The organism is Streptomyces echinoruber (assembly GCF_014651135.1).
Classification (GTDB): domain Bacteria; phylum Actinomycetota; class Actinomycetes; order Streptomycetales; family Streptomycetaceae; genus Streptomyces; species Streptomyces echinoruber.
Genome location: NZ_BMWH01000019.1, coordinates 14,646 through 33,708, shown reverse-complemented (window position 1 = coordinate 33,708; position 19,063 = coordinate 14,646). Strand labels below are relative to the sequence as shown.

Below are 19,063 nucleotides of genomic sequence, written 5' to 3'. Positions count from 1 at the left end.
TCGATGTCCCTGGTGGTTCTGGTACTTCTGGCGCTTCTGGTGTTCCTGGTGTGTGTCACTCCTGGTGCATCGGCACGGCGGCCCGGGCTCTCCAGTCCGGCTCACCCGAACGGGACGCACTCGGACCGGGGCGCGCGGGCGCGTGCCGTACGGCGAGTTCGAACGCGGCGAGCACCACGCGCGCCTGGTACTCGGCCTGCCGCGCCACCGGGATCCAGCGCGCCCGGCAGCCGTCGCGGTAGTCGGCGCACCACAGGTCGATGAGCCGCTCCAGGTCGGGCAGGGCGCCGGCCGGGTCGTGGCCGGCGCCACGCGCGAGCTGGTGCAGCAGCCCGGCCGTGCGCAGCGCCAGCCGCCGTCCGGCGATGCGCAGCGCGGCGAGGTGCCCGCTGCTCAGCGGTGGCAGCGACCGTCCGGAGCCGCGCGCGGTGCCGGGGTCCCAGGCGTCGGCGAGGCCGGGGCAGACCAACAGGTAGTCGCCGACGGGCGCGAGGAGGCGGGCGGTGTCGGCCGTGGCGGCCAGATGCGGCCGGAGACCGGCCAGGAGGTGCTCCAGCAGCCCCATGTCGTGGCGCAGGGCGCGGCTGACGGCGCGCAACGCGGCGTCCCGGTCGTCCCGGTCCGCGGGCGCCGAGCCGTCCTCCACGGCCGCCACGCCCCACATGGGCGCCTCGACGACGGCGGTGACGGTGCCGTGCCGCTGCGGGTGGACCCACGTCGACTCCACCGCGGCCTCGGTGATGGCGGCGGCCAGGTCGCCCCGGTGCGGCGGCGGTATCCGGTACACGGCCGGTCCCAGGCCCGGCCAGTACAGCGCGTCGTAGGCGCCCAGTTCGCGCGGGATGCCGAGGAGGGCCGCGGTGTGCGCGAGGCGTTCGGGCAGGCCCGGCAGGTCGCGGGTGAGCTCCACGAAGCCGCCGCCGACGTCCACGCCGTGCAGGGAGCACTGGAGGAAGGGCCGCAGTTCGTCCTGGAGGGCGAGCAGGGCGCGGGTCTCGGGCAGCGCGGCGGCCTCCGCGCCGTCGGGCAGCCACTCGGGCTGCTCCAGGAAGCCGGGCCGGAAGAAGTTCCGGAAGTAGCGGCCGAGGGTGTACGGGCCGCCGAGCCAGCCCTCGTTGCGGCGCGAGCCGTCGGGGTCGAGGCACAGCAGCAGGTTCCAGGTGGTGTCGGCGCCGTCGCCGAGGGACGGGTCGGCCAGGACCCGTTCGGCCAGGCACAGCGCGGTCACGCCGCCCACGGGCTCGTTGGCGTGCGGTCCGGCGACGACGAGGGCCTGGCGGCCGCCGTGCCCGACGGACAGCAGCCACAGCGGGGTGCCCGCGCGGGAGGTGCCGATCCGGCGCAGCCGGGCCCGGCCGGGGTGGCGGGCGACGAGCGCGGCCGCCCGGGCGCCCAGCTCGTCCACGGACGGGTAGCGGAGGAGTGGCGGCAGGACACACCTCCACGATCCGGAGCCGTAGCTTCACCTTATGTGCACGGTCTACGACAGTCAGTCACGACTTCGGTGGTACGTCAACACCGTTGGATGGAAAGGCACTTCACCCATCTCACTGGGTAAGGCCCAGGCCAGAGGTGAGGGCGGGCTGCGTCGTCCCCGGTCCGCGCCCGTCTCCCCGTCCCGCCTACGTCATCCCCGCCCCGCGTGCGGCCGCCGCTCAGACGGCGCGTGCGGCCGCCGTTCAGCCGGAGGCGAGCCGGAAGGCCACCTGCCCGAAGGCCACCTGGTCGCCCTCGCGCACCACGGTCGCGCCGACCACGCGCCGCCCGTTGACGGTGGTGCCGTTGGTCGAGCCCAGATCGCGCAGGATCCACACGCCGCCGCGGCGGCTCAGTTCGGCGTGCACCCGCGAGACGGTCTCGTGGGTCAGCCTGAGCCCGTTGGCGGGGTCGCGGCCTATGCGCAGCGGGTGGCCGGTGTCCGGGTGGGGCAGCAGCAGCTTGGGCAGCCGTTCGGCCTGCCAGGCGCGGCGCAGCCGTACGGTGAAGCCGGAGACCGCCTCCACGGCGCCGAACACCGCGCGTGCCAGGCGGCCCTCGGTGCGCAGGTCGGCGGTGAGCGCGGCGAGCTCGTCCGCGCGGCGGGCCGCCAGCGCCAGCTCCATGCGGCGGATGAACGTGTCATGGGACAGCCGTCCCGCCGCCACGCCGTCCCGCAGCACCCTCAGCGCCTTGTCGCGCTCCGCGTCCGACAGCCGCGCGGGGTAGGTGTGGAACTCGAAGGACGACGTCACGCAGGTGATTGTCGGTCAGCGGACGGCGGGTGTCCAGAAAACCCGGGAACACCGGCCACGCGCGCGTACAGCCGGTGCCGTGCGCCGCGGGGAAGAAACCGGGCGGGGATCCGGCAGGGCGCCCGGCGGCGCACCCGGCGGCTCACCGACGGCGCATCCGACAGCTCATCCGACAGCTCATCCGGCAATTCACCCGGCAGTTCATCGAAAACGCATCCGGCAGCTCATCCGGCAGCGACCGGATCACGTTTGAAGCACCATGGACGGGGCTAGATCACGGTGAGCAGACGAAGGGGAACCGTCCGTGCAGTTCGAGGTGTGGGCACCGCAGGCCGGCCGCGTGACGCTCCATTGCGACGGCACCACGCGCGCGTTGGAGCGCGACACGGAGCGCGAGGGGTGGTGGACGGGCGAGGCGGAGGCGCAGGACGGCTCCCGCTACGGGTTCGCGCTGGACGGCGGCCCCGTCCTGCCCGACCCGCGCTCCCGCCGTCAGCCGGACGGGCCGGACGGCCTGAGCGCCGTCGTCGACCACGGCCGGTACGCCTGGCGCACCGAGTGGGCGGGCCGCCCGCTGCGCGGCGCCGTCCTGTACGAGCTGCACGTGGGCACGTACACCCCCGAGGGCACCCTGGACGCGGCCGCCGCGCGCCTGGATCACCTGGCCGCGCTGGGCGTGACCCACGTCGAGCTGATGCCGCTGTGCCCCTTCCCCGGCCGGCACGGCTGGGGGTACGAGGGCGTCTCGCTGTGGGCGGTGCACGAACCGTACGGCGGACCGGAGGCGCTGAAGCGCTTCGTCGACCGGGCGCACGAGCTGGGCCTGGGCGTGGTGCTGGACGTGGTGCACAACCACCTCGGCCCGTCCGGAAACTACCTGCCGATGTTCGGCCCGTACTTCACCGACACCCACCACACCCCCTGGGGCGCCGCCGTCAACCTGGACGCGCCCGGCTCGGACGAGGTGCGCGCCTACCTGATCGGCAGCGCGCTGGCGTGGCTGCGCGACTACCGGCTGGACGGGCTGCGCCTGGACGCGGTGCACGCGCTGTGGGACACGCGCGCGTGCCACTTCCTGGAGGAGCTGTCGGCGGCCGTGGACGCGCTCGCCGCCGAGGTGGAGCGGCCGCTGTTCCTGATCGCCGAGTCGGACCTGAACGACCCGCGCCTCATCAGCCCGCGCGAGGAGCACGGCCTGGGTCTGCACGCCCAGTGGAACGACGACTTCCACCACGCCCTGCACACCGCGCTGACCGGCGAGTCCCAGGGCTACTACGCCGACTTCGCGCGCGCCCCGCTGGCCGCCCTCGCCAAGACCCTCAAGGGCGGCTACTTCCACGACGGCACCTACTCCAGCTTCCGGGGCCGCCGCCACGGCCGCCCGCTGGACCGCACCCGGGTGCCCGGATACCGGCTGCTCGGCTACAGCCAGACCCACGACCAGGTCGGCAACCGCGCCGTCGGCGACCGCCTCGCGGCGCTCCTGTCCGGCGCGCCGGGCCTGCTGGCCTGCGCGGCCACGCTGACGCTGACCGCGCCGTTCACGCCGATGCTGTTCATGGGGGAGGAATGGGCGGCGGGCACGCCGTGGCAGTTCTTCACCGACCACACCGACCCGGAGCTGGCGGAGGCGGTGCGGCAGGGCCGGCGGCGGGAGTTCACCGCGCACGGCTGGGCCGAGGAGGACGTGCCGGACCCGCAGGACCCGGCGACCCGCGACCGCTCCTGCCTCGACTGGTCCGAGCCGGAGCGGGAGCCCCACGCGCGCATGCTCGCCTGGTACCGCCGGCTGATCGCCCTGCGCCACGAGCAGCCCGACCTGACCGACCCCGACCTGTCCGACACCAGGGTGGCCTACGACGAGCAGGCCCGCTGGCTCGCCTTCCGGCGCGGGGACGTGTGTGTCGCCGTCAACCTCGGCAAGGAGCCCGCCGCGATTCCGCTGGGCGCCCGCCGGGCCGAGGTGCTGGCCGCCTGGGAGCCGGTGCGGGCGCCGGGGGCGGACGGGATGCTGCACCTGCCCGGGGAGACGAGCGTGGTACTGCTGCAGCCGTGACCGGCGGCCCGGGCGCCGGCCGGACGGGGTGAGGGGGCGTGTCCCCGCCGGCCGCGTCGCCTACGGTTCGTCGTCCGGGCCGGCGCCCCCGAGATCCGTCACCCTCTCCAGGAGGATCGGCTCCCAGGCGTTGCGCAGGTGGTCGCGCAGCAGCGGCGGGGGCGTGTCGCCGCGGCCCCGGAGGCGGCCGGCGAGGCGGACGACGGTGTCGCAGCGGGCGAGCCACAGGCCGCGCAGGCAGGGGCGGGCGCCGTAGCCGGCGAGGGTGGCGGCGCGTACGGCGGCGGGCGCGCCGACGGCCAGGGCCAGTCCGGCGATGTCCTCGGCCGGGTCGCCGAGGACCGCGCCGGTCCAGTCCAGGACGCCGCGCACCCGCCCGTCGGCGCTCACCACGAGGTGCTCGGCGGTCAGGGCGTGGTGGACCAGGACGGCGGCACCGGGCTGCGCGGCGAGCTGGGCGGTGGCCGACGGGGTGAGCTGCCTCAGGCGCGCCGGGTCGAACTCGTCGGCGGCGGCCAGGTGTTCGGCGGCGCGTACGGCGGTCTGCCGCAGCGCCTCCAGGGGGCGCGGGGCGAGGCGGGGCACACCGAGCGCCTCCGCCTGGCGGGCGGGCACCTCGCGCAGCCCGGCGAGCAGGCCCGCCAGGTCGTCCTCGCCGACGGCGGAGACCTCGTGCTCGGCGGCCGTGCCGCCCGGGATCCGGGTGTCCAGCGTGTACGTCAGTCCCGGCGCCCACTCGCCGTGCGCGACGCTCCGGGGGACGGCGACGCGCAGGTGGGGGCGGACCAGGTCGCGCAGCCGCAGTTCACGGCGCTGTCGCAGCGCCGCCTCCCGGTCGGGCGCCAGGCGCAGCACGTGGCGGGCACCGACCCACCAGGTGGAGTGCCCGCCGCCCACGGCCACGGGCCGCACTTCCGGGGCGGCCTCGGTGTCCGTGCGGCCGCGGCCGCCCCGGCCGCTCACGGCCTTGTGGAGGCCGTCCCGCGCCAGGGAGCTGACCAGTTGGCGGACGGTGTCCGCCGTGGGTGTCGGTGCCTGGGTCATCGTCATGCCGTCGTCGTTCGGGTACGGGGGATGTCGGGACTCGGGACGGGGCGGGGCGGGGCGGTGGGCCGCGCCGGGTCAGTCCACCACGACCAGTTCCCTGGTGGTGTCGTTGAGGCGCCGGCCACCGTCCCCGGTCACGGTGACGATGTCCTCGATGCGCACGCCGAAGCGGCCGGGCAGGTAGATCCCGGGCTCCACGGAGAAGCACATCCCGGGCACCAGGGGCTGTTCCTCGCCCTCCACGACGTAGGGCGGCTCGTGGGTGGTGACGCCGATGCCGTGGCCGGTGCGGTGGATGAAGTACTCGCCGTACCCGGCGTCCGCGATGACCGCACGGGCGGCGCGGTCGACGTCCTGGCAGGCGACGCCGGGCCGCACCGCCCGGAAGCCCGCCTCCTGGGCTTCGCGCACGACCGCGTGCACGCGCCGCTCCTCCCCGGTGGGCTCGCCGACGTGCACGGTGCGGGTGGTGTCGGAGCCGTAGCCCTGCTTCAGGCCGCCGAAGTCGAGGACGACCATGTCGCCGCGCTCGATGACGCGGTCGCCGGCCTCGTGGTGCGGGTTGGCGCCGTTGGGGCCGGCCGCGACGATCGTGAAGTCGACCCGGGAGTGCCCGAAGCGGCGCAGCAGGTCGGCGAGGTCGGCGGCGACGTCGGCCTCGCGGCGCCCGCCGAAGGGGACCTTGCGGATCTCCTCGAACGTCGCGTCGGCGGCGGCACCCGCGGCCGCCAGGAGCTTCAGTTCCGCCTCGTCCTTGACGGCGCGCAGCATCGGCAGGGCGTCGGTGAGGGAGGCGAAGGAGGCGTCCGGCAGCTTCCTCTGCAGCGCCAGCAGGTGCAGCGCCCAGGCGTTGTCGCTGATGCCGTAGCCGGCACGGTCCTCCAGCAGGGCCGCGGTGAGCGCGTAGGGGTCCTTGCCGTCGGTCCAGTCCCGCAGGTCCAGCGCGGGCGCGCCCGGGGCCGCCGCGGCGTCGGGTGCCTCCAGCGCGGGGACGACGAGGACGGGGTCGTGCCCGGCGGTCAGGACCAGCAGGGTCAGCCGTTCGGTGGCCGCGGGCGGCTCGTAGCCGGTCAGCCACACCAGGTCCGGGCCCGGCGCCACCAGCAGCCCGGCCAGCCCGGCGTCCGCGGCCGCCCGTACGGCGCGCTCCATCCGGGCCCGGTAGTCGTCGACGGTGAACAACGCGGGCGTCGTGCCGGTCATCCGGGCCTCCGTGTGCCAGTGATCCGTGTGCCAGTGATCCATGTGCCAGTGATCCGTGTGCCGGTGAGGGGACCACCGATGAGGGAACTACGGGCAGCATCCTGCCCCCATGCACAGGCCGGCGCGAGCCGGTCACCGGATCTTCCGCACCGGCGCCGTCCCGGCACCCGCACGCGGCGGGCCCTCGCGGCCGGTGCGGCGGCGTACGACCAGCGGTTTCCGGGCTGCCGCGGGAGGCCGCGCGGCACACGGGTGCGAGTCGGACACGCCGGAGACCGTGCGGAGCGTGGCGGGCGGGCTCAGGTCAGGACGGACGCCACGGCCGTGAGCTGCTGGTAGCCGCCGGTCGCGTGCCGCACGGTCAGGGTGACCCGGGTGCCGGGGCGGGTGCGGGCGACGGCCGCGGCGCGGTCGGCGGCGCGGTCGATGCGGGTGCCGCCGAACGCGAGCAGGAGGTCGCCGCGGACCAGCCCGGCGGTGCAGCCCGGTCCGGGCACGTGGACACCGACGACCAGGGCCCCGGGTCTCCCGGTGTCCGCCACTTCCACGCCGAGGCCGGCGGCGGGGAACCCCGCGGGGCCGGGCGGGGGCGTGGCGGGGCTTGCCGGGGCCGAGGGGGGCGGGCCGGGGTGCCGGCCCGTCTCTCGCTGGAGTTGGGCCACCCGGCTCGTGCCGATCACCGCGGCGCCCATCGTGCCCAGCCCCACCCCGGTCAGCACCAGGGCGGTGCCGACCGACAGTGCGAACAGCAGGGTGCCGAGGCGCCGGCCGCGCCGGTGCGCGGCGTGCGGGCGCCGGGCGGAGCCGCGCGTGCCGCCGCCCGGCCCCCGGCCCGGCAGCGGCCTGGGCCGCAACGCAGTCTGATCCATGGTTCACCCCCGGCGGGTGCCTACCCTGCGCACCGGCCCGCGACGAGCCACGAAAGAGTGAGACTGCCCGGCCTCACGGGACCGGCCGGGCCCGACGGGGCTGACCGGAACCGGCCGGGACCGACTGGGGCTGACCGGAACCGGCCGGGACCGACTGGGGCTGATCGGCCTCCGCTGCCGGTGGCCCCTGGATCCCGCTCCCGCCGCCCCGGAGCGGCGGGAGCGCCGCCGTGCGGCCCGTGTCAGCCCTGTGCGGCCCGTGTCAGCCCGTGTGGCCCTCCCCGTGCTCCCCGTGGCCGCCCCCGTGGTCGAACTTCAGGGCCTCGGGCGGCATGACGACGAAGGGCCGCATCATGCCCATGTCCTCGTGCTCCAGCAGGTGGCAGTGGTACATGAACCGCCCGTAGGCGCCGTCGAACCGGCCCATGACGCGCAGCATCTGGCTCCCGGGCACCCGGAACACGTCCTTCAGGCCGCCCTCGTTGGGTGCCGGCGGTATCCGCGTGCCCGCGTCGAAGGCGATCGGGGTGCGGGTGCCGCCCACCGCCGGGTCGAAGCCGGAGACGTCGTAGGCGTCCCGGCCGAGTATCTGGAAGTCGGCCAGGTGGATGTGCATGGGGTGGACGATGGGTGCCAGGTTGAGGAAGCTCCACTGTTCGTGGCTGCCCTCGGCGATGGTGAAGCCGAGGCCGTCGTTGAACGTCCGTGCCGTGCGCCGGTACGTCTTGGTCGTGCCGTCCGGGCCGGTGACCTGGATGACGCCGTCGGCCGGCAGGTGCAGCCCGCCGGGGTCGCCGACCTCGGTCATCTCCCATATCTCGGGGTGGCCGCCGGCGCCCTTGGTGGCGGGCGGGGTCAGCACGATCAGGCGGTGGCCGTGCGGCGTGTCGTGCGTAAGGCGGCGGAAGGAGCCGGAGAGCACCTCGGGCAGTTCGAAAGTGTCCGCCGTGCAGGACTCCCGGACGCGGAACTCCATGACCGCCGGGTAGCGCACGTCGTTGACCGGGTCGGGGACGCCCGGCTCCGCTCCCCGCCCCTTGTTGACCAGGCGGAGCCGGCGGCCGGCCAGACCGCGGAAGTCGACGAGCAGGTCGAAGCGCTCGGCCGGGGCCGCGGTGAGCGTCGGCATGACGGCGTCGAAGTCGATCGGCACCGGGCGCGGCAGCAGCCCGCCGTCGCTGCCGATCTGGTGGACGATGCCCGGGACCGGGTTGTCGTCCTCGTCGAGCAGGACCAGGTCGTAGATGCGGGCGTTGGAGGCGTTGACCAGGCGGAAGCGGTACCAGGCGTCGTCCACCTCCGCGTACGGCCAGATGCGGCCGTTGACCGTGGTGTAGGGCCCGGTGAAGGGCAGGGTGACCGGGCGGCCGGTCTCCGGGTTGGGATTCTGGACGATCACGGTCTTGTGCAGCAGCCGGCCGTTGAGGCGCCCGTCCTCGTCGGTGTCCAGGTTGCGGTCGGCCAGCAGCAGCGGGATCTCCCGCTCCCCGGAGGGGAGGCGCAGGGCGTCCTCCTCGTCGTCGCGGACGAGGTAGGTGCCGTACAGGCCCGCCATCACGTTCCACCGCGTGATGTTCATGGCGTGGTCGTGGTACCACCACTGAACCGCCTGGTGGTCGTTGGGGTACTCCGACAGCTGGGCGTCGCCGGAGCCCACCGCGTTGTCCGCCCAGCCGTCGTTGCCGCCGCCGGTCTGGGCGCCGTGCAGGTGGGTCACCGACCAGGCGGGCAGGGCGGCCACGTCCTTGTTCGGCTCGGCGCCGCCCCGGCCGGGCTCGGTGGTGGCGGGCGGCAGGCTGCGGTCGCGGGCGGGCACCTCGACGGAGGTGACCGGGTGCTCGCTCTCCCTGGGGATGCGGTTGGTCCAGGCGATGCGGACGCGCTGCCCGCGGCGCACCTCGATGGTCGGGCCCGGCACCCGGCCGTCGTAGCCCCACATCAGGGTCGGCGGCAGCTGGGGGTGCAGGCGCACCCAGGTGGGGCGCAGGGCGATCTCGGTCTCGTGCAGGACGTCGTCGGACGCGGGGCGCAGGACGGGCGGGACGGGCAGCGGTGCGACGTACGGCCTCAGCTCCCCCTCGGTCGATTTCCGCTGCTGCGTCCCGGCGTCGGCGGCCCGGTCGATGATGTCGGTCAACGTGGAACTCCCCCGTGAGTCTTCCGGATTGCCGTGCTCTCACATCAAAGGACTCCCGACGCACCGGCAAAGTTCCCGGAATGCCGCATTCCGCGGCTTGTTTCGCACAACGGTGCGGACGCCCCGGTTCGGTCGATCGGCAGGGCCGGAGGCCGGTCCGGCAGGAAGCCGTGGGCCCGGCGTGCGAGGTACTCGGCCTTGTACCGGTCCACGTTCCGGTGCCAGTTGAGGATCCCGGCCAGCCAGTTGCGCAGGTCGTCCACATAGCCCCGCATGATCGCGCGGGCCTCCTCCGACAGCCCGAAGTCGTCGTACACGACCGGCAGTTCGTGCGCGACGACGTGCTCGAACTGGTGCATACGCCGGGTCATCAGGTCGTGCACGACGGCGAGGGCCGCCGGGTAGTCGACGCCGAAGAAGTTCTGCACGACGAGGATCGCGTTGTGGATCTCCCCCTCGTACTCGATCTCCTTCTGGTAGGAGAAGACGTCGTTGAGCAGGCACGCGTAGTCGACGGCCGCGTTCTCCAGGGAGCGCACGGGGCCGCTGCGGTAGACCTCGGGCGGAACGGCCGGGCCGTGGCCGGCGCGGCACAGGCTCAGGGTCAGGTCGGAGCCGAAGGTGGCGCGCCGCATCTCCAGGTAGTCCACCGGGTCGGGGATGCGGTGCTGGAGCTGGTTGAACAGCTCCCACACCCAAGCCTCGGTCATGGTGTCCACGGCCGCCCTGAGCGGCCGGCGCTGCTCGGCGGTCATGCCGGCCGTGGTGCACGTCCACAGGTCGATCAGGGCGCGCTCCATGCCGTTGGCCGGCGGCGGGGGCGTCCCGCCGTCCAGCGGCATGCACGCCGAGAGGCGCGCCGTGGTCAGGCGCGCGGCGGCCAGGTCGCGGCGGTGGCCGAAGACCAGGGGGTAGTAGTCGTCGCCGTAGGTGCCCCAGGCGAGCCACCGGGAGGCGAGGTCGAGCTCCTCCGGGGTCGCGTCCGGATCGAGGCCCGCGGCGCACAGCGGCAGGTCGAAGGCGGCGAGCTTGTCCTCGTCCCAGACGCCCTCCCGCAGCAGGCCCATGCGGTGGGACCAGTCGGACAGGCGGCGCCGGGCGCCCTCCAGGTGCGGGCTGAGCCGCACCTGGAAAGGCATGTGGAAGTCGGGCAGGAGGGACGGGCCGACCTTCCGGTAGGGCACGTGCGTGTGCGCGCGCAGTCTCCCGGCGCCCGCGGCGGCCAGGAGCGTGCGGACGTCGGCGGCGGAGGTGCCGGGCCCGGTGGGCGGCCGCCAGGGGGACGAGGCGCGGGCGTTGCCGTTCATGTAGCGGCTGGAGCGCAGGTGCCAGGCGTGGCCACCGGACTGCCAGTCCTGCAGGCCCTTGGTGTACGCGGCCACCGCGGCGACCTGGCCGGGGGTCAGCCCCTGGTCCACGGCCAGCGCGGGCACTTCGGTGAGCGCGGTGTGCTCGAACTGCTGCATGCGGGAGGTCAGCACGTCGTTGAGGAGGTCGGCGGCCTCCTGGGCGGTGCAGCCGAAGAACTTCTCCAGCACCAGTACGCCGTTGCTGAGTTCACCCTCCTCCTCCACCTCCCGCTGGTAGGAGAACAGGTCGTTGCGCAGGTGCACGGCGTCGGAGAACGTCTCCGTCAGCACCCTGAGCGGCCGGGTGCCGGCGACGGCGGCCGGCACCTCGGCGGTGGCGTACTCCACCAGACCCGCCGACCAGGGGGCGCCGCCGACCTTGCGGCGCATCTCGATGTACTCGACCGGGTTGGCGACGCGCCCCTCGTTGATGTTGGACAGCTCCCAGAGGGACTCGTTGAGCAGGTGCTCGGTGGCGACCGCGAACCGGCGGCGCCAGTCGGCCGACATGGCCGGCACCGTGCGCGCCCACAGGTCGGCCAGGCCCGCCTCGACCGGGTTCCCGGGCTCGGGCACGGGGGTCGCCGGGTCCGGCGGCATGAACAGCGGCAGCCGGTCCAGGTGGGCCTTGCCGGCGGCGCGGTCCTGGGTGCGCTTGTACTTCTCCAGGAAGTGGTCGTCGAAGAAGAAGACCCACACGTACCAGTCGGTGATCAGGCAGAGGGCCTCGGCGTCGCAGTCCGGGTGGGTGTGGGCGCACAGCAGGCCGTAGTCGTGCGCCTCCAGGTCGGTCTGCTCCCAGACCCCGGAGCCCTCCAGCATGCCCATCTCGCGCGCCCAGCGCGTCGAGTGCGCGCGGGCCTCGTCCAGGTGCGGGTTCAGCCGCGCGGGATACGGCATGTAGAAGTGCGGCAGTTCGAAGGGCTGCGTCATGGCCGGGCCCTACCCGCGGGCTCCGCGTGCCATCCGCGGGCCCGGACGTGACCACACCATCGCGTGAACCGACGGCGAACCGGGAGAACCCGCGGCCCTTGCGGCGTTCATCCCTGCACACGCAGACCGTTCCGCCGTGTCCCGTTCCGCTCCGGAGGCCCCCATGCACCAGCCAACCGCCTTCTCCCGCCGTGCCGTTCCCGCCTTCCTGCCGACGGCCGCGCCACCTGATACGGCCGCCGCCCACCGGTGCCGGGGTGCAAAGGCGGCGCGCCGCCAGGGCGGGGCCGGCGCCGGACCGCCGGCCGGTGCGGCAGGGCGTGCGCCTGGACCGAGTGCCCGGTCCCGCGCACCGGCCGCGCCGCGGCCGGGCCGACCGGCCACCGGCTCCCCTCTTGGGGAGCGATGCGCGCCTCGCCGGCGCGGGAGCGGCCACCTTGTCCCGGGCCGTCGCCCGGCACCGCCGGTGCGCGCCTCGCCGGCCCGTCGGCGGCGGCGCGTGTCAGCGCCGGACGTGGATGAGCGCGTGGGTGCCGCTGGTGCGCCAGCGCTGCTGCTCGGCGGCGGTCAGCCGCTCCACCGTGGCGGGGTCGAGGCCGCAGACCACGTCGGACTTCAGGGTGCGCAGTGCGGCGACCGGGCCGGGGAAGTGGGCGGTGAGGTCCGCGAACGGCGTCGTCGGCGGCCACAGCCGGTCGTCCACCAGGCGGCGGTAGTTGAGGTCGCCCTTGAGCACGGTCAGCGTGGCCGCGGCGAACTCGGCGCGCAGGTCGTCGGGCATCCGCGCGTAGGGCAGCGGCGCGCAGAAGAAGGGGTGGGTGCGGATCGACAGGCGGCCGTCGGTCGCCGCGGCCCACAGGCGCCGGCCGTGGGCCCGGGCGGCCCCGGGTGCCCGGACGAGCCGGCGCAGGGCGTCCACCACGTCGGCGGTGGTGGCGTCGGAGACGTAGTACGGGTACGGCTTGACGTACAGCACGGCCCGCTCGGCGTGCCCGTGGGCGAGGAGGTGGGAGACCAGCAGCAGGTCGGGGACGAGTTCGCGGCCGGCGTTGTCGGCGACCAGGGCCAGGGTGCCGCCGCCGGAGGGCGGCAGCAGCTTCCACAGCAGCGCGCTGTCGTCGGCGACCAGGCCGGGGGCGGGGTCCGCCGGATCGCCGCCGGCGGACAGCCGGAAGCCGAGGTCGGCGCGGTTGCCCCACAGCGAGCCGTGCAGCAGGGCCTGCGCGCGTTCCTCGGCGGGGCGGTCCTCCAGCGCGTCCAGCGCGGCGAGTTCCTCGTCCGTCTCGGACGCGTCGAGCTCGGCGAGCTTGACCGGGCGGAACGGGTCGACGCCCTGCCAGGGCCCCGGTCCGAAGTGGCCGACGGCGTCGAGGAGGCGGCGGTAGAAGTAGCTCTCGGACCACAGCCACGGCACCTCGAACCAGGACCGGCCCGCGTACTCGGCCAGTCCCCACGCGAGCCAGCGCCCGCGGTCGGGGGCGTCGGCGGGCAGCGGCTCGATCACGCCCTCGGTGCAGCTTTCCAGCAGCGCGTCCAGGGCCCGCCGCCGGTCGGGTCCGTAGGGGAACGCCTCCCGCACCTGCCGGATGATCGCCGGGTGCCGTTCGGCCAGCACGCCGTGCGGGAACGAGCCGGGCCGGTCGGCGAGGAGCACGGGCGCGGAGGGGGTCTCGGGCATGCGGCTCACCGTACCGCGCGTCCGGTACGGCACCGGCCGGGCGGGGGGGGGCGCCGCCGCGCCCGTACGGCCCGCGCCGCGCCTCATCCCCGTACGCCGGTCTCATCCCGCGCACCGACTTCACCCCGCGCGTCGGCCTCACCCCGTGTGCCGGTCTCACACCGCGGCCATGGCCTCCCGCTCCAGTTGCTTGGCCAGCGCCAGGTAGCGCGGGCGGCGCGGGACCGGCACCAGGCCCCGTATGAGGATGTGCCACATCTCCGCCATGCGGCGCGGGAGCCGGGCCACGGGATCGAGGGACCGCACCGCCACCCGGGTGCCGATGAAGAAGCTGACCAGGGAGTGGGCGGCGGCGTCCACATCGATGTCCGGGTGGAGGTCGGCCTCCTTGACCGCGCCGACGAGTTTGCGCGTGGCGATCTCCCGCCACTCGGTGAACGGGTGCCGCAGCGGGGGCCGCAGCTCCACACCCGACAGGGCCAGCCGCATCCCGGCCCGCGCCACGGGCCCCTCGACGGCCAGCCGGGCCAGGCCGAAGGTGATGCGCATGAGCGACTCCAGGGAGGAGCCGCCGCACTCCTCGGCCGCGCGGGTCACCTGACGGACCGCCCTTGCCTGCAACTCCATGATGGCGTGGGCGAGATCCTCCTTGGCCGCGAAGTGGAAGTAGAGAGCGCCCTTGGTGACACGGGCGTGCTCGACGATGTCGCTCAGGCTGGTCCGTTCATACCCATAGCGGTCGAACAGATCGGCGGCGGCGACGACGATCGTCGCACGGGTCTGTTCGGCTCGTAACTGCCTGGGCATCGACTGGTCGCTCCCCGGGGCCGGAAAAAGAACGGGACACGCCGTTTGTTTTTCAATCCCCGTACACCATAACTCACTTCCCGGAGATCCCTACCGTGCACTCGAAGACCGGGGCGTCGCCCTGGGTCCCGACCACGCGCAACTCGCGGCCGTTCTCACTGGTCAGGTCGATCCATGTGGGCTGGTCCAGCTCCGCGTACCGGTGGAAGAGAGCGTGGAAGGAAACCGGGCGGCGGCCGCGCGCCCACGCGGCCTGGCGGGCGGCCTCCAGCAGAAGCATGCCGGGTATGTGGTCCAGGGGATGGTCGAAGAAAACGGGATGTGCGGTATCTACTCGCACCTGCCAGCGATCGGCGCGGGTTGTGGCGGCCAGCACGACGTCCTCCGGCAGCACCCGGCCGACGGCGGCGGGCGGCAGGCCCGGCGGGGTGGGCACGGCGGTGACCCGGCCCGGGGTGCGGCCGCCGCGCAGCCGCCGGTAGACCGGCTCGGCGACGCAGGTGTAGGCGACGTGGGACGCGTGCGCGACGCGTTCCCCGCCGAGCAGGACCTCCGCCTCGTAGCGGGCCCCGGCCGGGCGGCCGGCGCGATACTGCACGTCGGGGAAGGCGAGTTCGACGACCGGTTCGGCCGGCAGCGCGCCCACGGCCAGGAGTTCGGGGCGGGTCTCGACGTCGAAGCGCTGGAGCACGAAGTGGTGCCCGAGCGGCACGTCGTACTCGGTGTGCGAGATCAGCGTGCCGGCCTGGCGAATCGTTTCCACGACAAGCAGCGGCTCGTAGTGGGACCGCTCCGGCGACACGTGTAAGGCGTGGCCGCGCGGCCACTGCGCCGTGACGCAGAACCGGTCGTCGCCGGTCCTGCGCCAACCGGTGAGAAAGGTTTCGGCGATCGCCGCCCGGTGCACCAGTTGACGGGGAACGGTCGCCGTCATGGTGGCGGTTTCTGCGAGCTGCCGCAGTTGAGTCATCTCTCTCCCCACGGAGTCCCGAAGGCCACGGCAGACGGGATGCGCCCGCCCGAGTGAGCGCTAGAGTACGAGGCGTCCGGTTTGTTTTCAATGAGATCAAACTGCCGCGCTCTATGATCGGGGCGTTCCGGCAGACGATCGCGGACCGGCCAAGTCGGCGCGGTGGAAGGGCTCTTATGGCGAAACAGGAACGCGCCATCAGGACGCGCAGGGCGATCCTGGAAGCAGCGGGGGCCGTCTTCGACGAGTACGGCTACGCCTCCACGACCATCTCCATGGTGCTCGAACGAGCCGAAGTCACCAAAGGTGCCCTCTACTTCCACTTCCCCTCCAAGGAGTCCCTGGCCCAGGCGGTGCTCGACGAGCAGGTGCCGTTCGGCGCCGTTCCCCCGCAGCCCTGCAAGCTGCAGGAGATCATCGACATGACCTTCGTGGTCGCGCAACGGCTGCTGACCAACCCTCTGCTGCGGGGCAGCGTGCGGCTGACGGTCGATCAGGCGACACCGGTCGGCGTCGATCACGCCGGACCGTTCCGGCAGTGGGCGGAACGGCTCATGACGCTCATGGAACAGGCCCGTGAGCAGGGCGAGTTGCTGCCCACGGTGGAGCCGCGGGACACGGTGGAGCTGCTGGTCGGCGGGTTCGCCGGCATCCAGCTGATGTCCCGTGCGCTGACCAACCGGGAGGACCTCGCCCACCGGGTCTCGGTGCTGTGGGCGCACATCCTGCCCAGCATCGCGGTGCCGGGTCTGCTGCTCGGCCTGGACAGCAAGGCCGACCGCGGCGTCCGCGTCCTTTCCTCGCTGGAGCTGTCCGAGTCGTGATCCTGCTGACCGGGGCGACCGGCACCGTCGGCCGGCTGGTGGCCGAACGCCTCCGCGCGGTCGCGCCCCTGCGCCTGCTCACCCGTGATCCGCGCCGCGCCGCCGCCCTCGCCCTGCCGCCGGACGCCGAGGTGCGGGCCGGCGACCTCGCCGATCCGGCCGGTCTGCGCACGGCTCTCACCGGTGTGCGCGCCGCGCTGCTCGTCACCGTGGACCCGCTCACCCACACCCACGACGCGAATTTCCTGACGGCCGCGCGCTCGGCGGGAGTCCGCCATGTGGTGAAGCTGTCCGCCCAGGCGGTCGCCGATCCCGGGGCCACCGACCTGGTCACCGAGTGGCAGCGGGAGAACGAGCGCCTGCTGCGCGCCTCCGGCCTGTCGTGGACGCTGCTGCGGCCCCGGGCCTTCATGTCCAACACCCTCGGCTGGGCGGCCTCGATCCGCGCGGAGGGTGTGGTGCGCGCCCCGTACGGCGACGCGGCGAACGCGGTCGTCGATCCGCGCGACATCGCGGACGTGGCGGTCCGCGCGCTGACCGCCCCGGACACCCACGCCGGCCGGGTGTACCCGCTGACCGGGCCGGTGGCCGTCACGGCCCTCGAACAGACCGACATGCTCGCCGAGTTGCTCGGCCGACCACTGAAATTCGTGGAGCTGACGGAGGAACAGGCGCTGCGCGGGCTGCGGGCCCGGTACCCCGAGCCGGTGGCCCGGGCCCTGCTGGAGAGCGCCGCACACGGGCGCACCGGGGCGAAGGCGCGGGTGGAACCGACGGTGGAGAGGCTGCTGGGGCGGCCCGCACGCGGCTACCGGGAGTGGGCGCGGGACCATCTGGAGCAGTTCCGGGGGAGGTGACGGGGCAGGCCCACTGTCCTGCCCCGGCGCGGCCCAGATCCGGCGCAGGTCCGGCGCAGGTCCGGCGCGAGCCCGGTCCGCGGGGGACGGCGTCGGACGCGGGGCGACGGCCCGGCGGTGCGTGAACGCGCCCGGCCGCCGGTGCGTACTGCTGGGCGCAGCAGTATCGACGCGCCGGCCGAGGAGGCGTTCCGGATGGCCCGGATGGCCCGCAGGACACGGATGACCCGGAGAGTACGGACGACCCGGAGGACATGGACGGCCCGGAGGGCATGGACGAGCGGGAGGATCCGCAGGGCTCTGGCCGCGGCAGGAGCCGCCGTCGCGGCGTCCGGCCTGCTCACCGTGGGAACGGCGGGCACCGCCCGGGCGCACGGTGCCCCGACCGATCCGGTCAGCCGGGTGGTGGCCTGCTCGCCGGAGGGCGGCAGCCGGGCCGCGACGGCCGCCTGCCGGGCGGCCGTCGCCGCGAACGGCGCGCCCTTCACCGCCTGGGACAACCTGCGGGTGGCGGGCGTGAACGGCCGCGACCGGCAGGTGATTCCCGACGGGCACCTGTGCAGCGGAGGCCTCTCCGCCTACCGGGGCCTCGACCTGGCCCGCACCGACTGGCCGGCCACCCGGCTCTCCCCGGGCGCGAGGCTGACGATGACGTACGCCTCGACCATCCCGCACACCGGGACCTTCCGGCTCTACCTGACCAAGCCCGGCTACGACCCCGCGAAGCCGCTGACCTGGTCCGACCTGCCCGCACGGCCGTTCGCCGAGGTCACGGACCCGCCCCTGACCGACGGCGCCTACCGCATCCGGGCCACGCTGCCGGCCGACCGCACCGGGCGGCATGTGCTGTTCACCGTGTGGCAGAACAGCAGTACGCCGGACACCTACTACTCCTGCTCGGACGTGGTGTTCCCGAAGCGGTTCGGCGGCTCCGTCACCGCCGCGCCGTCCGGCGGCCCCGCCCCGGCCGCGCCGTCCGGCGGTTCGCACAACCCCGGTTCGCGCAACCCCGGTTCGCACGGCCCCGCGTCGCACGCGGCACGGGCCGCTTCTCCGGCCGCCGGAACCGCCGCTGCGCAGGACCGGTCCGCGCCCGCCCGGCCGGCGAGCACGCCGGTGGCGGCGTCCGGGGACGCCGCCGCGCCGGGGCCCTCCGCCCCGCTGCTCGTGGGCGGCGCCGCCGCGGTGCTGGTGCTCACCGGGGGCACCGCCCTGGTGCTGCGGCTGCGGCGCCGGTGAACCTCCTTCCTGCGTCCGTCAGTTGACGAAGACGTTGGCACCCGCGTCGGTCACCGGGGCGTACTTGGCCGTGAAGTAGGCGTTGTTGAAGCACAGCGAGGGGCCGGACGCCTTGGTGAACTGCTGGTTGGTGAAGGTGATGCTGTTGTCGGCGTTGTTCGCCGTGCCGGACAGGCCGGACGCCCGGTAGACGCAGGTGATGGTGCCGAGCAGGGTGCGCAGCTTGACCGTGGACTGGATGGCGGAGCCCGCGGCCGGGGCCACGGACAGGGTGCCGTCCGAGGTGACGGTGGTGGTGTAGGGGAGGTTGTCCACCGTGATGCCGCTGACGCCGAGCACGCCGGTGACGTTGCTGGTGCAGGAGCCGCTGTCGAAGCTGTGCCCGGTCAGCGACTCGGTGGCGGTGCCCGGCGCGGCGGGGTTGTCGGTGACGGTCGCCGTGAACTGCGACGAGGTGCAGGAGACGCCGCTGGTGCCGGTCGCGCTGGAGTAGAAGGTGGCGCTGGTGCCGCTCGCCAGGGGCGCGGTGAGGACGTCGCCGACCGCGACGGGCGTGCCGCCGGCGGCGCCCGTGGTGAGGACGGCCGCGCCGTCGGCGTAGGCGGAGCCGGCTGCCGGAAGGGCGAGCGCGGCGACGGCGGCTGCGAGGGTGAGGAGAGTGCGCGTACGCATGCGGGTGCCTCTTTCTCGGGTGGGGGTGCGCCGTTGGTGGGGGTGAGGTGGGGTGGGTGCCCGTCGGACTCGACGGAGCGGGGACTCGCTGGAGCTGAGGCTCCGCGGAGCGGAGACTCCGCGGAGCGGAAGGGAGTGGGCCGTCGGGCGTCCGCCGGCACCGGTCACGACGTCTTCTCCGCACGTCGTGG

Annotated in this window: 15 protein-coding genes; 4 read left to right on the top strand and 11 right to left on the bottom strand. The window is 74.4% G+C overall.

What is annotated here, in order from left to right:
• Positions 1-55: 55 nt before the first annotated feature.
• Positions 56-1,405 (bottom strand): M14 family zinc carboxypeptidase, encoded by a 1,350-nt coding sequence (locus IE225_RS21070; RefSeq protein WP_190059147.1) that lies wholly within the window; start codon positions 1,403-1,405, stop codon positions 56-58.
• A gap of 274 nt (positions 1,406-1,679) precedes the next feature.
• Positions 1,680-2,231, bottom strand: coding sequence for an FHA domain-containing protein (locus tag IE225_RS21065; protein WP_190059146.1), 552 nt, complete (start codon positions 2,229-2,231; stop codon positions 1,680-1,682).
• A gap of 304 nt (positions 2,232-2,535) precedes the next feature.
• On the opposite strand from IE225_RS21065, the gene treZ reads away from it, so the two are divergent.
• Positions 2,536-4,287, top strand: coding sequence for a malto-oligosyltrehalose trehalohydrolase (treZ, locus tag IE225_RS21060; protein WP_190059145.1), 1,752 nt, complete (start codon positions 2,536-2,538; stop codon positions 4,285-4,287).
• Positions 4,288-4,347: 60 nt separating this feature from the next.
• On the opposite strand, the gene IE225_RS21055 is transcribed toward treZ, so the two are convergent.
• From IE225_RS21055 to IE225_RS21020, 8 genes are all read right to left on the bottom strand, one after another.
• On the bottom strand, positions 4,348-5,331 hold the full coding sequence (locus IE225_RS21055; RefSeq protein ID WP_190059238.1) for an aminoglycoside phosphotransferase family protein: 984 nt from the start codon (positions 5,329-5,331) through the stop codon (positions 4,348-4,350).
• Positions 5,332-5,409: 78 nt separating this feature from the next.
• Positions 5,410-6,537, bottom strand: coding sequence for an aminopeptidase P family protein (locus tag IE225_RS21050; RefSeq protein WP_190059144.1), 1,128 nt, complete (start codon positions 6,535-6,537; stop codon positions 5,410-5,412).
• A gap of 299 nt (positions 6,538-6,836) precedes the next feature.
• Entirely contained in the window at positions 6,837-7,406 is a 570-nt protein-coding gene (locus IE225_RS21045) for a PDZ domain-containing protein (RefSeq protein WP_190059143.1), read from the bottom strand.
• Between the two features lie 262 nt (positions 7,407-7,668).
• A complete protein-coding gene (gene phsA, locus IE225_RS21040; RefSeq protein ID WP_229879872.1) occupies positions 7,669-9,534 on the bottom strand; it encodes an O-aminophenol oxidase PhsA in 1,866 nt (621 codons plus the stop codon).
• A 53-nt stretch (positions 9,535-9,587) separates the two neighbouring features.
• On the bottom strand, positions 9,588-11,825 hold the full coding sequence (gene cyc2 / locus IE225_RS21035) for a germacradienol/geosmin synthase Cyc2 (RefSeq protein ID WP_229879849.1): 2,238 nt from the start codon (positions 11,823-11,825) through the stop codon (positions 9,588-9,590).
• A gap of 502 nt (positions 11,826-12,327) precedes the next feature.
• Positions 12,328-13,503, bottom strand: coding sequence for a damage-control phosphatase ARMT1 family protein (locus IE225_RS21030; RefSeq protein WP_190059141.1), 1,176 nt, complete (start codon positions 13,501-13,503; stop codon positions 12,328-12,330).
• A gap of 156 nt (positions 13,504-13,659) precedes the next feature.
• The gene (locus IE225_RS21025; RefSeq protein ID WP_190059140.1) at positions 13,660-14,310 is read right to left on the bottom strand and encodes a ScbR family autoregulator-binding transcription factor; all 651 of its coding nucleotides are present in this window, start codon (positions 14,308-14,310) and stop codon (positions 13,660-13,662) included.
• Positions 14,311-14,383: 73 nt separating this feature from the next.
• On the bottom strand, positions 14,384-15,280 hold the full coding sequence (locus IE225_RS21020; RefSeq protein ID WP_190059139.1) for a ScbA/BarX family gamma-butyrolactone biosynthesis protein: 897 nt from the start codon (positions 15,278-15,280) through the stop codon (positions 14,384-14,386).
• Positions 15,281-15,456: 176 nt separating this feature from the next.
• Between IE225_RS21020 and IE225_RS21015 the strand changes: the two genes are divergently transcribed.
• From IE225_RS21015 to IE225_RS21005, 3 genes are all read left to right on the top strand, one after another.
• A complete protein-coding gene (locus tag IE225_RS21015; protein ID WP_190059138.1) occupies positions 15,457-16,104 on the top strand; it encodes a ScbR family autoregulator-binding transcription factor in 648 nt (215 codons plus the stop codon).
• Positions 16,101-16,961, top strand: coding sequence for an SDR family oxidoreductase (locus IE225_RS21010; protein WP_190059137.1), 861 nt, complete (start codon positions 16,101-16,103; stop codon positions 16,959-16,961). The genes IE225_RS21015 and IE225_RS21010 overlap by 4 nt, the downstream gene beginning before the upstream one ends.
• A 222-nt stretch (positions 16,962-17,183) precedes the next feature.
• Positions 17,184-18,200 carry a lytic polysaccharide monooxygenase auxiliary activity family 9 protein gene (locus IE225_RS21005; protein ID WP_190059136.1) on the top strand — a complete coding sequence of 339 codons (1,017 nt, stop codon included), beginning with the start codon at positions 17,184-17,186 and terminating at the stop codon, positions 18,198-18,200.
• 18 nt (positions 18,201-18,218) lie between these two features.
• On the opposite strand, the gene IE225_RS21000 is transcribed toward IE225_RS21005, so the two are convergent.
• The gene (locus IE225_RS21000; protein ID WP_190059135.1) at positions 18,219-18,872 is read right to left on the bottom strand and encodes a Tat pathway signal sequence domain protein; all 654 of its coding nucleotides are present in this window, start codon (positions 18,870-18,872) and stop codon (positions 18,219-18,221) included.
• Positions 18,873-19,063: the final 191 nt, after the last annotated feature.